The sequence below is a fragment of the Neobacillus sp. 114 genome (genome assembly GCF_030127045.1).
Taxonomy (GTDB): Bacteria; Bacillota; Bacilli; order Bacillales; family Cytobacillaceae; genus Neobacillus; species Neobacillus rhizophilus.
In genome coordinates, this window is the sequence record NZ_CP126144.1 from 72,624 (window position 1) to 90,000 (window position 17,377).

Below are 17,377 nucleotides of genomic sequence, written 5' to 3' on the forward strand. Positions count from 1 at the left end.
ACGCCGGATTCTGCTAATTTATGTATAAATATTTTTTCCCTCGTCGACAATGATACCAATTCATTTGTGGAGGGAGAAGGTTATGTACACAGGGAAGATTCGCCAAATCCTATTAATTACAGATGGCTGCTCCAATCAGGGTGAGGACCCGATTGCGATGGCGGCACTAGCTCATGAACAGGGAATAACCGTCAATGTCATTGGTGTAATGGAGCATGATGTCATTGATGAAAAAGGAATGACAGAAATAGAAGGAATCGCTGCTTCAGGCGGGGGCGTGAGCCAGATAGTCTATGCCGAGGCGCTCTCACAAACGGTTCAAATGGTCACAAGAAAAGCAATGAACCAAACCATCCAAGGGGTGGTAAATCGGGAATTGCAGCAAATCCTCGGCCGTTCCAAGACAATGGAGGACCTGCCCCCGGAAAAAAGAGGCGAAGTGATGGAGATTGTCGACGAACTCGGCGAGACTGTCGAATTAGAGGTGTTGATTCTTGTCGATACAAGCGCGAGCATGAAGCAAAAGCTTCCGACCGTAAAAGAGGCGCTGCTTGACCTTTCACTAAGCTTAAACGCAAGGTCAGGAGATAACCAATTTTCTGTTTATGTATTTCCCGGGAAAAAGAATGATGTCGAAAGATTACTGGATTGGACGCCAAACCTACAAAATTTGACAAGCATCTTTTCCAAATTGACTACAGGGGGAATAACGCCGACTGGGCCAGCCATCCGGACTGCTTTAACGTCCTTTAATCAAAAACGATCATTAAGGAGTCTCTTATCAGACGATGATGAATCATACATGGAAGAATCAATATAAACTCAGTCCGGGAACAAATGTTACAGGGAGATGGCATTCCAAACAATATAAAATCATAAAGGAACTAGGATTTGGAGCAAACGGGGTGGTCTACCTTGCAAAGAATAATAATACACAGGTCGCTCTAAAAATGAGCGATAACGGTATGTCCATCACGTCTGAGGTAAACGTTTTAAAATCCTTTGCAAAGGTCCAGGGCCAAGAAACCCTTGGGCCTTCTTTGTTTGATGTCGATGATTGGCAAGTTGGCAGAGGGAACTCCCGCCCTATTTCGTTTTATGTGATGGAATATATTCAGGGGCCCGATTTGCTTTCCTTTTTAGAGCAGAAGGGAAAATCATGGATGCCGATTTTGTTCCTGCAATTATTAAATGATTTGGATAAGCTGCATGGCAGCGGCTGGATTTTTGGGGACTTAAAGCCGGAAAACCTGATTGTGACTGGACCTCCTCCGAAAATCAGGTGCATTGATGTCGGCGGAACAACAATTGAGGGAAGAGCCATTAAAGAATTCACGGAGTTCTATGATCGCGGCTATTGGGGCTTGGGCTCCAGAAAGGCCGAAGCAACCTATGATTTGTTCTCGGCAGCGATGATGATGATTAATACTGCATATCCTAAGCGTTTTAAAAAAACAACAGGCGGAATAGAGCAATTAAGGGAGGCGATTCGTTTAAAACCGGAACTGCATCGCTATGAACGGGTTATCCTAAAGGCTTTAATGGGACATTATCCTAGTGCCAGCCAAATGAGATCAGACCTATTGGACACCATTAGCGACCAGCCAAAAAAGGATTCCAAACCGGTATCCAAAGGAAGCAGACCCAGCCAGCATTCAGCACAATCCCCAAAAGGGAATATTAACATTTCCCGCCGCGATTTCCGAAAGAAAAAGAAAAAAAGCGGCTGGCTAGAATTTTTCTTTATCGCCATAGTGCTAAGTGTATTGTATGGGCTATATATTTTTTTAAAACTGCTTTAAATGAAAACTCGCCGATTGGCGAGCCCGTAAGGACGATGACAGAGGCGTAGTTGAATTTATGCGTTAAGGAAGAATAAAATTTGGAAAAATTTTATTCTTTCTTATTAGCAAAAAAATGAAACTTTTTTATTCTTTCTCCGTAAATAACAAGAGTTCAGGTTTTTATGAAATATTTCTTTTTCAAACTGGTCTATAATTTTGATAGTTACTCTAAAAGAGTGGTATTCTAAACTTAAGTTTTTTCAAAACATTGATTTTAGAGAGTGTGTATCTGTATGTTAGAAGCCAAGGTTGAGGACTTTCTTAACCGGCATTCATTTAAGCTTAAAGATAAAAGAATTGTCGTCGGGGTTTCAGGCGGGCCTGATTCGTTGGCGCTGCTCGACTTCCTGCTAAGGAAGAAGGAAAAACAGAACCTGACAATTGTAGTTGCCCATATTGACCATATGTTTCGCGGCCAGGAATCCTTTGAGGATGCTATGTTCGTTAAGGAATTTTGTGAACAGTATGGAGTTCCTTTTGAAATGACCCGGGTAAATGTAACGGACATCATGAAGGAGGAAGGGAAAAGCTCACAGGTAGCTGGCAGGGAAGTACGATACTCCTTTTATTCACAAGTTATGGAAAAGTATCAAGCCCCCTATTTGGCTCTTGGGCATCATGGTGATGATCAGATTGAAACGATTCTCATGCGCTTTACAAGGGGCAGTACAGGTTTGGCCAGGGCTGGCATTCCTTTCTCCCGCCCCTTCCATTTCGGCACAATATTTCGCCCGTTCTTATGTGTAACAAAGGGTGAAATTGAACAGTATTGCCAAAAGCATCAGCTTACACCAAGAATCGATCCAAGCAATAAAAAGGGTGTATACAGTAGAAATCGGTTTCGCAGCGAAGTTCTTCCTTTTTTAAAATCAGAAAATCCTCTTGTCCATGAACAGTTTCAGCGATTTAGCGAAGACCTGCAAGCGGATGAATCGTTTCTTCAGGAATTAACGATTGAAAAAATGAATAAAGTAGAAAAACAAAGAGAAGCCGATAAAATTTTGATTGACATTGGGGGATTCATCGAATTGCCTTTGCCTTTACAAAGAAGGGGTATTCAACTAATATTAAACTATCTTTACAAAAAAAGGTGCGCAGATCTTTCAGCCATACATATCGACCAAGTTTTTAATCTAATCCAGCGCGGCGGACCATCGGGGAAATTGGATTTTCCGGGTGGATTAAAAGTAATCCGTTCTTATCAGGAATTATCCTTTGAATTTAAGCCCGCTAAAGGGGAACAATACTTTATCGAGGTGAATGAGCCTGGAATGATTAATCTGCCTAATGGCACCAGTGTTAAAGTGGAATACACCGGTTTGGATATTGCTGATATTCCAGCCAATATGGCGGTGTTTGAAACCGAGAGATTGTATTGGCCTATTATCATACGGACAAGAAAAAAAGGCGATCGAATGACCTTAAAAGGGATGACAGGTTCCAAAAAGTTAAAAGATATCTTTATTGACCAAAAAATCCCGCTTCATGACAGGGATACGTGGCCGGTCATAACAGACAGGGAAGGGAGTATCCTATGGCTGCCAGGTCTTAAAAAGTCATCATATGAAGGTATAGAAATGTCAGCTAAACAATATATACTACTTACATATATTAAGTAAACATCTTCTAGGGGGCACTCTAATAATGAACCAGGATATTAAAGAAGTATTAGTATCAGAAGAGGAAATACAAGAAAAAGTAAAGGAGTTAGCGGCTCAATTAACCGAGGAATATAAAGACCGCTTCCCCCTTGCAATTGGAGTTTTAAAAGGTGCATTGCCTTTTATGGCCGATTTGTTAAAACGAATGGATTGCTATTTGGAAATGGATTTTATGGATGTTTCCAGTTACGGAAACTCGATGGTTTCCTCCGGAGAGGTAAAAATAATTAAGGATTTGGATACATCTGTAGAAGGAAGAGACATCTTAATTATCGAAGATATTATCGACAGCGGTTTAACACTCAGCTATTTAGTCGATTTATTCCGTTACCGCAAGGCTAAATCCATAAAAATTGTCACGCTCCTGGATAAGCCGGCGGGTAGAAAAAGCAAGATACAAGCTGATGTTGTTGGTTTTATTGTTCCTGATGAATTTGTGGTAGGCTATGGTTTGGATTACATGGAAAAATACCGGAACCTTCCATATATTGGTGTTTTGAAACCGGAAGTATATAGCAATTAGTCATTAATCGGAACCAAAAAGCCAGGCATTATTCTCGCTGGCCAAAACCTACTATGGCGAGGGCAATTCCTTGAATTAACAGGATTTTCTATGATACTATTTAATATAGTCTTTACCCGCGGGAGGAGGTAAGAGATGAATCGGATTTTCCGTAATACCATCTTTTATTTATTAATATTTTTAGTCATTATTGGCGTAGTCAGCTTTTTTAATGGCAGCAATGAACCAACCGATCATATTTCCTATGATAAGTTCGTAACACAACTGGAAAATGGTGAAGTTAAATCATTTTCGATGCAGCCTGAGCGGGGAGTATATGAGGTTCGTGGAGTGTTGGAAGCTGGTGATAAAAAGTTTATTACCTATATTCCAAACAGCGAAAAAATCCTAGATCGCATTGATAAAGCTGATTCCAAGGTAGAAGTAATGCCTGCTAAAGAAACAAGCGGCTGGGTAACTTTCTTTACTTCGATTATTCCGTTTGTGATTATCTTTATTTTATTCTTCTTTTTATTAAACCAAGCCCAAGGCGGCGGAAGCCGAGTTATGAACTTTGGGAAATCAAAAGCAAGACTTTATAACGACGATAAGAAAAAGGTCCGTTTTAGAGATGTTGCCGGTGCAGATGAAGAGAAGGCCGAGTTAGTGGAAGTTGTTGAATTCTTAAAAGACCCGCGTAAGTTTGCTGAGCTTGGCGCGCGGATTCCTAAAGGAGTTCTGTTAGTCGGACCTCCAGGAACAGGTAAAACTTTGCTTGCCCGGGCAGTAGCCGGTGAAGCAGGAGTTCCGTTCTTCTCAATCAGTGGTTCTGATTTCGTAGAAATGTTCGTCGGGGTCGGTGCATCCCGCGTGCGTGATTTGTTTGAAAATGCGAAGAAAAACGCACCATGTATTATTTTTATCGATGAAATTGATGCTGTAGGACGTCAGCGCGGCGCTGGTCTAGGCGGCGGGCATGATGAACGCGAACAGACATTGAACCAATTGCTTGTCGAAATGGATGGCTTTGGTGCTAACGAAGGAATCATTATCATTGCGGCTACCAATAGACCAGATATTTTAGACCCTGCATTACTTCGTCCAGGACGTTTTGACCGTCAGATTACGGTAGACCGTCCGGATGTCAATGGCCGTGAGGCAGTGCTTAAAGTCCATGCCCGCAATAAGCCGTTAGATGAAGCTGTTAATTTAAAAAATATCGCGATGCGTACACCTGGTTTTTCAGGTGCAGACCTGGAAAACTTATTGAATGAGGCAGCCCTTGTTGCCGCCCGTCAAAATAAAAAGAAAATTGATATGGTTGATATCGATGAAGCAACTGACCGCGTGATTGCTGGACCGGCGAAAAAGAGCCGAGTCATTTCAGAAAAGGAAAGACGGATTGTTGCTTTCCACGAAGGCGGTCATACTGTTATCGGCTTAGTCCTGGATGAAGCCGATATGGTTCATAAGGTAACGATTGTACCGCGCGGGCAGGCAGGCGGTTATGCCGTGATGCTTCCGAGAGAAGATCGCTACTTCATGACAAAGCCCGAATTGCTTGATAAGATTGTTGGTCTATTAGGCGGACGGGTTGCAGAAGAGATTGTGTTTGGTGAGGTCAGCACTGGCGCTCATAATGACTTCCAGCGTGCCACCGGCATTGCCCGTAGAATGGTAACGGAATTTGGAATGAGCGATAAGCTTGGACCGCTTCAGTTTGGTCAGGCGCAAGGCGGTCAGGTATTCTTGGGACGTGACCTTCATAATGAACAAAATTATTCTGATGCTATCGCCTATGAAATTGACCTTGAGATTCAACGGATTATAAAGGAATCTTATGAAAGATGCCGACAAATCCTTACTGAAAATCGTGATAAACTTGACCTTATTGCTAAAACCCTGCTGGAAGTGGAAACACTAAATGCAGAGCAAATTAAGTATTTGATTGAAAATGGCCATTTGCCGGAAAATCCTGCTGAATTAGAATCTGTTCGCTTAGATACTAAAAAAGCAGATGATGTGAAGGTAAACATAAACATGAAAAAGGATGAAGACGTTAAGGAAGATGCCCCTAACGATCCTGAAAATAAATAAAATGAAGAAGAGTGCTTCAGCAGAAGCACTCTTATTTTTTTTCACCAGTAATGTAAATATGGTATTATGTTTGCATATAAATGAAAATTTCCTAAAAAGTGAGTGATAGATGTGATCTTCGTTATTGATGTGGGGAATACAAATATTGTCCTTGGTGTTTACAAAGGAGAAGAGCTGAAATACCATTGGCGGGTGGAAACAAGTCGGAACCGTACTGAAGATGAATTTGGGATGAATATTAAGTCTCTGTTTGATTATTCCGGCCTTGCTTTTTCCGATATAGATGGAATTATTATTTCATCTGTTGTTCCGCCAATCATGTTCGCCTTAGAGAGAATGTGTCATAAATATTTTCATGTGAAACCGCTGGTTGTTGGTCCTGGCATTAAAACAGGCCTAAATATTAAATATGAAAACCCTCGTGAGGTTGGAGCAGACAGAATTGTAAATGCTGTTGCAGCGATCCATGAGTACGGCAGTCCATTAGTAATTGTTGATTTCGGAACAGCTACTACCTATTGCTATGTAAATGAGGAACGCCAGTACATGGGCGGTGCCATTGCACCAGGAATTGGCATTTCTACTGAAGCCTTGTATTCAAGAGCAGCGAAACTGCCGCGTATTGAGATTGCCCGTCCGGAAGGGGTTATTGGGAAAAACACCGTTGCTGCTATGCAGGCTGGAATTGTTTATGGTTATGTTGGACAGGTTGAAGGCATTGTCAGACGGATCACAGATCATAGTGAGAAAAAGCCGACTGTTATTGCTACAGGCGGACTGGCCAGTTTAATCGCCCAAGAGTCAACGGTTATTGATGTAGTCGATCCATTTTTAACTTTAAAGGGCCTTCACCTTATCTATAAACGGAATATGGATAATATAAAGAATAGCAACTAGAAAGGGGTTTAACATGAAGGATTATTTAGTTAAGGCACTTGCCTATGATGGAAATATTAGAGCGTATGCCGTCCGAACGACGGAAATGGTCAGTGAGGCGCAGAGACGCCATCAAACATGGAGGACTGCCTCTGCCGCGCTTGGCCGCGCGATGACAGCAGGGGTGATGATGGGGGCGATGCTAAAAGGCGACGAAAAGCTGACCATCAAAATCGATGGGGGCGGCCCGCTTGGACCGATTCTCGTCGATAGTAACGCGAGCGGTGAGGTGCGCGGATATGTGACCAACCCAGAGGTTGATTTTGAATCCAATGAGCACGGTAAGCTTGATGTCCGCCGCGCGGTCGGAACGGACGGGACATTAGCGATTGTAAAGGATATTGGCCTCCGGGATTTCTTTTCCGGCCAGGTTCCGCTTGTGTCAGGAGAACTAGGAGAGGATTTTACATATTATTTTGCAACCTCAGAGCAAATTCCGTCCTCAGTGGGCGTGGGTGTCTTGGTGAATCCTGATGATTCCATTCTGGCAGCTGGCGGCTTTATCCTGCAAATCCTGCCTGGAACAGAAGATGCTGTGATTACTAAATTGGAGGAACGGTTAAAGACGATTCCGCCTATTTCAAAATTGGTGGAAAAGGGTTTAACCCCTGAAGAAATTTTGAATGAACTTTTTGGACAAGAGAATGTGAAAATCTTGGAGACCATGCCGGTCAAATTCCAATGTACTTGTTCAAAACAGCGCTTTGCTGATGCCATCGTCGGATTAGGTGCCCATGAGATTACCGCGATGATTGAAGAGGATGGACAAGCAGAGGCTCATTGCCATTTCTGTAACGAGAAATACCTCTTTACAAAAGAAGAGCTGGAGGAATTGAAAGAAGCAGCTAAATAATCGTTTATGGGGAGAGAATTAGGCTTGGGGAAAAAGCAACTGTGGATGATAATCGCCGGCCTTATTATGCTGAATTGTTTAACAATCGCTTTTTTTCTGGCAAAGGGAACCGGAGCTGGCGGAACTGCAATAAATGATGAAGCCGTGGCTACCGTGGGGAAGCAGTCAATTACAAGGCAGGAATGGCTAAATGAATTGGAAAAAAGATATGGGAAAGATATCTTAAAAGAGCTGATTGATCAAAAGGTTATTCGAGAGATGGCAAAGAAGTATGACATTAAAATCTCGGACCAAGAGGTTGAACGTGAATTTCGGCTCCTGCAGGCTTCGAATAGCGCATTCAACCAAAAAAATCAGCTTGATGAGAAAAGGTGGAAAGAACAAATACGGGACAGTCTTCTCCTGCAAGAGCTTTTGACAAAAGACGTGATCATTTCTGATAAAGAATTACAGAGTTATTACCAAAAGAACAAGGATTTATACGAAGTTCCTGAGATTTATCATCTTTCCCATATTGTCGTGAAAACCAAGGATGAAGCGAGTAAGGCAATAAAAGAATTGGCCCAAGGATCAAGCTTTTCGGCCTTGGCCATGGAGAAATCTATTGATGAATTTTCCGCGAATGAGGGCGGGGATATCGGGTATATTAGTGATGGGGATGAGCGATACCCGGAAAGTTATATTGCCACGGCAAAAAAATTAAAGAAAAAAGCTTATAGTAAACCATTTAAGATTGATGATGGGTTTGCCATCATCAAAATGGAAGGCAAAACCAGCGGTAAAAAGTATTCCTTCAACGAGGTTAAAAAACAAGTCCGCCGACAATTGGCCCTAGAGCAGATGAAGACCCCAGCCTCCGCTTCTTCCTTCTGGAAAGAAGCCAAGGTAGACTGGTTTTACGGGAAAAATAAAGAAACAAATTAAAGCACAGGAGTCCATCTTGTGTTTTTCTTTTAGATAATTTGTTACGAAAATTTTCACAAAATTCCCTAGTCAAAATGATTGACAAAACAAGTATAAAACTGGTAAATTCAATATATATAAATCCAATAAAAATACTCGGAATAGAATGGAGAGAGATTTCAAATGGTTCGTGTAGCAAATTCCATTACAGAATTAATTGGGCAAACACCGATTGTAAAGCTTAACAAATTAGTTGATGAAAATAGCGCAGATGTTTATTTAAAGCTTGAATACTTTAATCCAGGCAGCAGTGTAAAAGATCGTATCGGATTAGCAATGATTGAAGCTGCAGAAGAAAAAGGCTTAATCAAACCAGGTGTCGATACAATCGTTGAGCCTACAAGCGGCAACACAGGTATCGGACTTGCGATGGTAGCTGCTGCAAAGGGCTATAAAGCTGTTTTTGTAATGCCAGAAACAATGAGCTTAGAAAGACGGAATCTGCTTCGTGCCTATGGTGCGGAATTAGTTCTTACACCAGGACCAGAAGGAATGAAGGGAGCTATTGCTCGCGCCGAAGCTTTAGTAGCTGAAAAAGGCTACTTCATGCCACAGCAGTTCAAAAACGAAGCCAACCCTGAAGTACACCGCAGAACAACAGGAAAAGAAATTGTCGAGCAAATGGATCAGCTCGATGGATTTGTTTCCGGTATTGGTACAGGCGGAACTATTTCCGGTGCCGGCAGTGTTATCCGTGAAAAATTCCCTAATGTAAAAATTTATGCAATTGAGCCGCAGGATTCTCCAGTATTGTCCGGCGGTAAGCCTGGACCGCATAAGCTGCAAGGCCTTGGTGCTGGATTCGTGCCAGATACATTAAATACAGAAATTTATGATGAAGTTGTTCAAATCAGCACGGAAGAAGCATTTGATGCTTCCCGCCGCGCGGCCAGAGAAGAAGGAATTCTTGGCGGTATTTCTTCCGGCGCTGCTATTTCTGCAGCATTAAAAGTGGCAAAGGAACTTGGAAAAGGCAAAAAAGTATTAGCAATTATACCTGATAACGGCGAGCGTTATTTAAGTACTCCTCTATATCAATACGATGTAGAATAAGTGAACGGACAGGGGGACGTCGGCAATTGCCGGCGCCTCTTTTTTTGTGTCCTAGTCCTATTTTATTGTATGATTGAAGGATAAGAGTTTTTAGGAGGGAATGGGATGAATGTAGCTTTTGAACAAAACATCAATTGCGGGCCATACACGTTGGACATGAGCCAAAAAACCATTGTGATGGGAATCCTCAATGTCACACCAGATTCATTCTCCGACGGCGGTAAATTTAATAATATTGACATGGCTGTTGAACATGCTAAGAAACTGGTTGAATCTGGCGCTGATATTATTGATATCGGAGGAGAATCTACCCGTCCGGGCTTTGCGGTGGTTCCTGAGGAGGAAGAAATTAAGCGGGTAGTTCCGATAATTGAGGCCATTGCCAAACAAGTTCAAGTGCCAATTTCGATTGATACATACAAAGCGGAAGTGGCCAGGCAGGCGATCCAAGCTGGTGCCCATATTATTAACGATATCTGGGGCGCAAAGGCGGATGAGCGGATGGGTGAGGTTGCGGCGGAATATGATGTTCCAATTATCCTAATGCACAATCGACATGACCGAAATTATCGCTTGTTTGTAAGGGATGTCATCAATGATATATATGAAAGCATCGCGATTGTTAAAAAAGCGGGTGTGAAGGATGAAAATATTATTCTCGACCCGGGCATTGGTTTTGCTAAGGACTACCAAGAAAATCTGTTGATGATGCAAAATTTGGATAAGCTTGTGATGCTTGGCTACCCTGTCCTCTTGGCAACCTCTCGAAAAACGATGATTGGACAGGCCTTAAATCTGCCTGTTAATGAAAGAATGGAAGGTACAGGGGCAACCATCTGTTACGGCATTCAAAAAGGCTGCCAAATGATCCGTGTTCACGATGTCAAAGAAATGAGCAGGATGGCAAGAATGATGGATGCAATGATGGGAAAGGGTGACATGCTTGGATAAAATATATGTTAATGGTATGGAGTTTTACGGCTACCACGGCGTTTTTCCCGAAGAAACCGTATTGGGGCAGCGCTTTTCTGTCGATTTGTCTGTCTCATTGGATTTAAAAACAGCAGGTGAAACTGACGCGCTTGAACATTCTGTTCATTACGGTGAGCTTTATCAATTATGTAAGGAAGTAGTCGAGGGTGAGCCTAAAAAGTTGGTCGAGGCAGTCGCTGAGAAAATTGCCGGAAGTGTCTTATTAGGATTTCCTTTAGTTGAAGAGGTTACGGTGAAGGTGATAAAGCCTGATCCTCCTATTCCCGGTCATTACGAATCTGTTGCTGTCGAGATTACAAGGAGAAGATAAAAGTGGAAAATACAGCATTTATTGCCCTTGGCTCAAATATCGGAAACCGTTATGATAATATGGCGAAGGCTATCCAAATCTTAACCAATCATCCGGGAATTCAGTTGGTAAATAAGTCCTCTATATACGAGACAGATCCTATCGGCTATGAGGATCAGGCTTTATTTTTAAATATGGTAATCGAGGTTAAAACAGTCTTAAACGCCAATGAACTATTGGATACATGTTTAAAAACCGAGCAGGAACTTGGCAGGAAAAGGGAGATCAGATGGGGGCCGCGGACGATTGACCTTGACATTTTGACATTTAATCACGAAAATATTGAAACAGAGAAGCTTATTGTTCCGCACCCGCGGATGCTGGAACGGGCGTTTGTGATGATTCCGCTTTTTGAAATAAATCCAGATATTCATATTTCGGGGATGAAGAAGCCTCTTAGAGCATGTATGGTTGAATTACAAGATAAAGAAGGAGTCCGAATATGGAAGCAGAAAAATGGGGAAGGCGGATTCGAGCCTATCGAAAGCTAAAAGGTTTTACACAAGAGAGCTTTTCAAAGGAACTGGGGGTATCAGTTTCCATTTTGGGAGAAATTGAGCGGGGCAACCGTCTGCCGGCAGAGGAGTTGCTGGAGAAAATTGCGCTGTCTTTAAAAATAACGAAGGAAGATTTAGCACCAAAGGAATAGATGGATAGGGAAATTTTAGTTAAGGAGGACGTTTAATGCTGAAAATTGGCAATATTGAAATGAAGAACCCTGTCGTCTTGGCGCCTATGGCTGGAGTCTGTAACTCGGCATTCCGTCTGACGGTAAAAGAGTTTGGCGCCGGATTGGTCTGCGCCGAAATGGTCAGCGACAAAGGAATAGTTTTTAAAAATGAAAAAACAATGAACATGCTTTATATTGATGAGCGGGAAAAACCATTAAGCCTGCAAATTTTTGGCGGCGAAAAAGAAACACTTGTCGAGGCAGCAAGATTCGTCGATAAAAATACGAACGCTGATATTATCGATATTAATATGGGCTGTCCGGTTCCAAAAATCACAAAATGTGATGCTGGAGCGAAATGGCTGCTTGATCCTAATAAAATCTATGAAATGGTTTCGGCTGTGGTAGATGCTGTTGAAAAGCCTGTTACGGTTAAAATGCGGATGGGCTGGGATGAAGACCATATCTTTGCGGTTAAAAACGCGCAAATGATTGAAAAGGCAGGCGGGAAAGCTGTTGCTCTGCACGGTAGAACGCGCGTCCAAATGTACGAAGGAAAAGCGAATTGGGATATTATCCGTGAAGTAAAGCAGTCAGTAAATATTCCTGTCATCGGCAACGGTGATGTGCAAACACCACAGGATGCCAAAAGAATGCTAGATGAAACCGGTGTTGACGGTGTCATGATCGGCCGGGCTGCACTTGGAAACCCTTGGATGATTTATCGTACGGTTCAATATTTAGAAACCGGGAAATTAATGGGCGAACCATCTGTCCGTGAAAAAATTGATGTCTGCATTCTACACCTCGATCGTTTGATTGCGTTGAAAAACGAGGATATCGCAGTCCGTGAAATGCGTAAGCATGCTGCCTGGTATTTAAAAGGAATCCGCGGCAATGCCAAGGCGCGCAATGCCGTCAATGAGTGCCTTACACGCGAACAGCTGGTTTCCTTGTTAAACGAATTAGTAGTAGATGCAGAGGCAAAAGAACAAAGTCAGGCAATAGTAGGCTGAATTTGACATAGATATTGCTATTTTCTATAATTATTTTGTTTGAAGTGAAGGCTGCCAGTGTGTTACTGGCAGTTTTTATTCTATTCTATCTTTTTTAATGTCTGAATTCCGAAGTTTGTGTAAAATAATAGAAGTATGCAGATGCGCGAATTTTACATGCATTTTACATAAAAAAGTTTAATGGAGTTGATAGTTGTGAGTGAAGAATTAAATGACCAATTAAAGGTCAGACGTGAAAAAATGCATTCGATGCGGGAAAAAGGACTAGATCCCTTTGGTAAACGTTTTGATCGTACACATAGCAGTCAAGAGTTAATCAGTCAATATGGCGAAGTTGATAAAGAGGAATTGGAAACCCAAAATGTGACTGTTGCCATTGCCGGGAGAATTATGACGAAACGCGGCAAAGGGAAAGCTGGATTTGCTCATATCCAGGATTTAACTGGTCAAATTCAATTATACGTAAGACAGGACGCAGTTGGCGAAGAGTCATATGAAATTTTTGATTCAGCTGACTTAGGCGATATTGTCGCAGTACATGGAACCTTATTTAAAACGAAAGTTGGCGAGTTATCTGTTAAAGTTGATAACTTTGTGTTCTTAACAAAAGCACTCCGCCCGCTGCCGGATAAATTCCATGGCTTAAAGGACGTTGAACAGCGCTACCGTCAGCGTTACTTAGATTTAATCATGAGCCAGGAAAGCAAAGAAACCTTTATTACCCGCAGCAAAATCATTCAATCAATGCGCCGTTATTTAGATGACCATGGTTATCTAGAGGTTGAAACACCGATGATGCATGCCATCGCTGGCGGAGCATCTGCGAGACCATTTATCACACATCATAATGCTCTTGATATGCCGTTGTACATGCGGATAGCGATTGAACTTCATTTGAAGCGTTTGATTGTCGGCGGTCTTGAAAAGGTTTATGAAATCGGTCGGGTATTCCGTAACGAAGGAGTTTCTACACGTCATAATCCTGAGTTTACGATGATTGAATTATATGAGGCATATGCTGACTATCGCGATATTATGAGTTTGACAGAAAACCTCATTGCTCATATTGCGCAAGAAGTATTAGGTACAACAACAGTACAGTACGGAGAATATGAAGTAGACCTCAAGCCGGAGTGGAAAAGACTCCACATGGTTGACGCCATCAAAGAATACACTGGTGTGGATTTCTGGAAGGAGACGAGCGTCGAAGATGCCCGTCAGCTTGCGAAGGAACATGGTGTAGAAATTACTGAGCATATGCTGTATGGTCATATCGTTAATGAATTCTTTGAGCAAAAAGTAGAAGAAAAGTTGATACAACCGACATTCATTTATGGGCATCCGGTTGAAATTTCTCCACTTGCGAAGAAAAATGACGAGGATCCGCGCTTTACAGACCGTTTTGAGCTGTTTATAGTTGCCCGTGAGCATGCTAATGCATTTACAGAGTTGAACGACCCGATTGATCAGCGTGAGCGTTTTGAAGCCCAGTTAAAAGAACGCGAGCAGGGTAATGATGAAGCACACGAGATGGATGAAGATTTCGTAGAGGCATTGGAATATGGAATGCCTCCAACAGGTGGACTAGGAATCGGTATTGACCGTTTAGTAATGTTATTGACAAACTCACCATCGATTCGTGATGTTCTGTTATTCCCGCTAATGCGTCATAAGTAACTTGTTATGGAAAAGTGCTGTTAAAACAGCACTTTTTCTTTTATTTTTTAATTAATAGAGTGAATATTTAAACTTGTATTTAGGTTTAAAAAAACTGATAAAAACTATTGCGCGAAATTATTAATGGTGGTATATTAATATCTGTTGTTGCGAGACAATAAGCTTCAACAAAGGAATTTAAAAAAGTTGTTGACATTAAGTTGATAACTTGGTATGATAAGAAAGTCGCTTTTAGGCGGCGAGTTAAATAGTTCTTTGAAAACTAAACAAACAAAAACGTCAACAAACAATAATATTCGTTTCATTTGAAACGAAGCCAACGTAACATTTTTGAGCTAATCAACTCAACTTTATTGGAGAGTTTGATCCTGGCTCAGGACGAACGCTGGCGGCGTGCCTAATACATGCAAGTCGAGCGAATCACTGGGAGCTTGCTCCCGGTGGTTAGCGGCGGACGGGTGAGTAACACGTGGGCAACCTGCCTGTAAGACTGGGATAACTTCGGGAAACCGGAGCTAATACCGGATAATTTCTTCCCTTGCATGAGGGAAGGTTGAAAGTCGGTTTCGGCTGACACTTACAGATGGGCCCGCGGCGCATTAGCTAGTTGGTGAGGTAACGGCTCACCAAGGCGACGATGCGTAGCCGACCTGAGAGGGTGATCGGCCACACTGGGACTGAGACACGGCCCAGACTCCTACGGGAGGCAGCAGTAGGGAATCTTCCACAATGGACGAAAGTCTGATGGAGCAACGCCGCGTGAGCGATGAAGGCCTTCGGGTCGTAAAGCTCTGTTGTCAGGGAAGAACAAGTATCGGAGTAACTGCCGGTACCTTGACGGTACCTGACCAGAAAGCCACGGCTAACTACGTGCCAGCAGCCGCGGTAATACGTAGGTGGCAAGCGTTGTCCGGAATTATTGGGCGTAAAGCGCGCGCAGGCGGTCCTTTAAGTCTGATGTGAAAGCCCACGGCTCAACCGTGGAGGGTCATTGGAAACTGGGGGACTTGAGTGCAGAAGAGGAAAGCGGAATTCCACGTGTAGCGGTGAAATGCGTAGAGATGTGGAGGAACACCAGTGGCGAAGGCGGCTTTCTGGTCTGTAACTGACGCTGAGGCGCGAAAGCGTGGGGAGCAAACAGGATTAGATACCCTGGTAGTCCACGCCGTAAACGATGAGTGCTAAGTGTTAGAGGGTTTCCGCCCTTTAGTGCTGCAGCTAACGCATTAAGCACTCCGCCTGGGGAGTACGGCCGCAAGGCTGAAACTCAAAGGAATTGACGGGGGCCCGCACAAGCGGTGGAGCATGTGGTTTAATTCGAAGCAACGCGAAGAACCTTACCAGGTCTTGACATCCTCTGACACTCCTAGAGATAGGAATTTCCCCTTCGGGGGACAGAGTGACAGGTGGTGCATGGTTGTCGTCAGCTCGTGTCGTGAGATGTTGGGTTAAGTCCCGCAACGAGCGCAACCCTTGATCTTAGTTGCCAGCATTCAGTTGGGCACTCTAAGGTGACTGCCGGTGACAAACCGGAGGAAGGTGGGGATGACGTCAAATCATCATGCCCCTTATGACCTGGGCTACACACGTGCTACAATGGATGGTACAAAGGGCAGCGAAGCCGCGAGGTGGAGCCAATCCCATAAAACTATTCTCAGTTCGGATTGCAGGCTGCAACTCGCCTGCATGAAGCCGGAATCGCTAGTAATCGCGGATCAGCATGCCGCGGTGAATACGTTCCCGGGCCTTGTACACACCGCCCGTCACACCACGAGAGTTTGTAACACCCGAAGTCGGTGGGGTAACCGTAAGGAGCCAGCCGCCTAAGGTGGGACAGATGATTGGGGTGAAGTCGTAACAAGGTAGCCGTATCGGAAGGTGCGGCTGGATCACCTCCTTTCTAAGGATATATGCTGGACATATGAGCCAGACAATACATGTTTGTTTGATTGTTTTTTGTTTGTTTAGTTTTGAGGGAATTATCTCTCAAAACTTTTTGTTCCTTGAAAACTAGATAATCGTAAAAGAAGAAGTAACCAAGTAAGAACCGAGTAATCGCCATTTTAGTTTATCTCTCTTATTTTTAAGAGTAAGTAAAACCTTTTAGGTTAAGTTAGAAAGGGCGCACGGTGAATGCCTTGGCACTAGGAGCCGATGAAGGACGGGACTAACACCGATATGCTTCGGGGAGCTGTAAGTAAGCGCCGATCCGGAGATTTCCGAATGGGGAAACCCACTGTTCGTAATGGAACAGTATCTTTACCTGAATACATAGGGTATTGAAGGCAGACCCGGGGAACTGAAACATCTAAGTACCCGGAGGAAGAGAAAGCAAACGCGATTCCCTGAGTAGCGGCGAGCGAAACGGGAACAGCCCAAACCGAAAGGCTTGCCTTTCGGGGTTGTAGGACACTCAACATGGAGTTACAAAGGAACGGGGTAGATGAAGCGGTCTGGAAAGGCCGGCCATAGAAGGTAAAAGCCCTGTAGTCGAAACTTCGTTCCCTCCTGAGTGGATCCTGAGTACGGCCGGACACGTGAAATCCGGTCGGAAGCAGGGAGGACCATCTCCCAAGGCTAAATACTCCCTAGTGACCGATAGTGAACCAGTACCGTGAGGGAAAGGTGAAAAGCACCCCGGAAGGGGAGTGAAAGAGACCCTGAAACCGTGTGCCTACAAGTAGTCAGAGCCCGTTCATGGGTGATGGCGTGCCTTTTGTAGAATGAACCGGCGAGTTACGATTGCATGCGAGGTTAAGTTGA

15 protein-coding genes and 2 rRNA genes (1 of these 17 running past the window's edge) are annotated in these 17,377 nt (G+C 43.4%); all 17 read left to right on the forward strand.

All coding sequences use genetic code 11. From position 1 onward, the window contains the following. The first annotated feature begins 82 nt into the window (after positions 1-82). The gene (locus QNN06_RS00365) at positions 83-820 is read left to right on the forward strand and encodes a VWA domain-containing protein (protein WP_284036740.1); all 738 of its coding nucleotides are present in this window, start codon (positions 83-85) and stop codon (positions 818-820) included. Next, complete coding sequence (locus tag QNN06_RS00370; protein WP_284036741.1) at positions 789-1,802, forward strand: protein kinase domain-containing protein; 1,014 nt, start codon at positions 789-791, stop codon at positions 1,800-1,802. The genes QNN06_RS00365 and QNN06_RS00370 overlap by 32 nt, the downstream gene beginning before the upstream one ends. A 275-nt stretch (positions 1,803-2,077) precedes the next feature. Then, a complete protein-coding gene (tilS, locus tag QNN06_RS00375) occupies positions 2,078-3,463 on the forward strand; it encodes a tRNA lysidine(34) synthetase TilS (RefSeq protein WP_213121128.1) in 1,386 nt (461 codons plus the stop codon). A 25-nt stretch (positions 3,464-3,488) separates the two neighbouring features. Next, complete coding sequence (gene hpt / locus QNN06_RS00380) at positions 3,489-4,028, forward strand: hypoxanthine phosphoribosyltransferase (RefSeq protein ID WP_249367023.1); 540 nt, start codon at positions 3,489-3,491, stop codon at positions 4,026-4,028. A 135-nt stretch (positions 4,029-4,163) separates the two neighbouring features. Further along, positions 4,164-6,104: an ATP-dependent zinc metalloprotease FtsH gene (gene ftsH / locus QNN06_RS00385; RefSeq protein WP_213121127.1), complete on the forward strand. Its 1,941-nt coding sequence runs from the start codon at positions 4,164-4,166 to the stop codon at positions 6,102-6,104. Between the two features lie 111 nt (positions 6,105-6,215). After that, positions 6,216-7,001 (forward strand): type III pantothenate kinase, encoded by a 786-nt coding sequence (locus tag QNN06_RS00390; RefSeq protein ID WP_213121126.1) that lies wholly within the window; start codon positions 6,216-6,218, stop codon positions 6,999-7,001. A gap of 13 nt (positions 7,002-7,014) precedes the next feature. Then, positions 7,015-7,893 carry an Hsp33 family molecular chaperone HslO gene (hslO, locus tag QNN06_RS00395; RefSeq protein WP_213121125.1) on the forward strand — a complete coding sequence of 293 codons (879 nt, stop codon included), beginning with the start codon at positions 7,015-7,017 and terminating at the stop codon, positions 7,891-7,893. A 24-nt stretch (positions 7,894-7,917) separates the two neighbouring features. Then, on the forward strand, positions 7,918-8,817 hold the full coding sequence (locus QNN06_RS00400; RefSeq protein ID WP_213121124.1) for a peptidyl-prolyl cis-trans isomerase: 900 nt from the start codon (positions 7,918-7,920) through the stop codon (positions 8,815-8,817). A gap of 162 nt (positions 8,818-8,979) precedes the next feature. Beyond that, positions 8,980-9,909: a cysteine synthase A gene (gene cysK, locus QNN06_RS00405; RefSeq protein WP_213121123.1), complete on the forward strand. Its 930-nt coding sequence runs from the start codon at positions 8,980-8,982 to the stop codon at positions 9,907-9,909. Between the two features lie 105 nt (positions 9,910-10,014). Beyond that, positions 10,015-10,860 (forward strand): dihydropteroate synthase, encoded by an 846-nt coding sequence (gene folP / locus QNN06_RS00410; protein ID WP_213121122.1) that lies wholly within the window; start codon positions 10,015-10,017, stop codon positions 10,858-10,860. After that, positions 10,853-11,212, forward strand: a complete 360-nt coding sequence (folB, locus tag QNN06_RS00415; protein ID WP_213121121.1) for a dihydroneopterin aldolase — start codon at positions 10,853-10,855, stop codon at positions 11,210-11,212. Before folP ends, folB begins: the two co-directional genes overlap by 8 nt. Before the next feature lie 2 nt (positions 11,213-11,214). Next, a complete protein-coding gene (folK, locus tag QNN06_RS00420; protein WP_284036742.1) occupies positions 11,215-11,742 on the forward strand; it encodes a 2-amino-4-hydroxy-6-hydroxymethyldihydropteridine diphosphokinase in 528 nt (175 codons plus the stop codon). Next, positions 11,694-11,900, forward strand: a complete 207-nt coding sequence (locus tag QNN06_RS00425) for a helix-turn-helix domain-containing protein (protein WP_213121119.1) — start codon at positions 11,694-11,696, stop codon at positions 11,898-11,900. The genes folK and QNN06_RS00425 overlap by 49 nt, the downstream gene beginning before the upstream one ends. Positions 11,901-11,935: 35 nt before the next feature. Next, on the forward strand, positions 11,936-12,937 hold the full coding sequence (gene dusB / locus QNN06_RS00430; protein WP_217037416.1) for a tRNA dihydrouridine synthase DusB: 1,002 nt from the start codon (positions 11,936-11,938) through the stop codon (positions 12,935-12,937). A gap of 180 nt (positions 12,938-13,117) precedes the next feature. Then, positions 13,118-14,614: a lysine--tRNA ligase gene (gene lysS, locus QNN06_RS00435; protein WP_213121117.1), complete on the forward strand. Its 1,497-nt coding sequence runs from the start codon at positions 13,118-13,120 to the stop codon at positions 14,612-14,614. Positions 14,615-14,964: 350 nt separating this feature from the next. Continuing rightward, positions 14,965-16,514: ribosomal RNA gene (locus tag QNN06_RS00440) — 16S ribosomal RNA — on the forward strand. A gap of 206 nt (positions 16,515-16,720) precedes the next feature. After that, positions 16,721-17,377 (forward strand): 23S ribosomal RNA (locus QNN06_RS00445) (it continues 2,277 nt past the right edge of the window). Together the 16S and 23S rRNA genes form the textbook arrangement of a ribosomal RNA operon.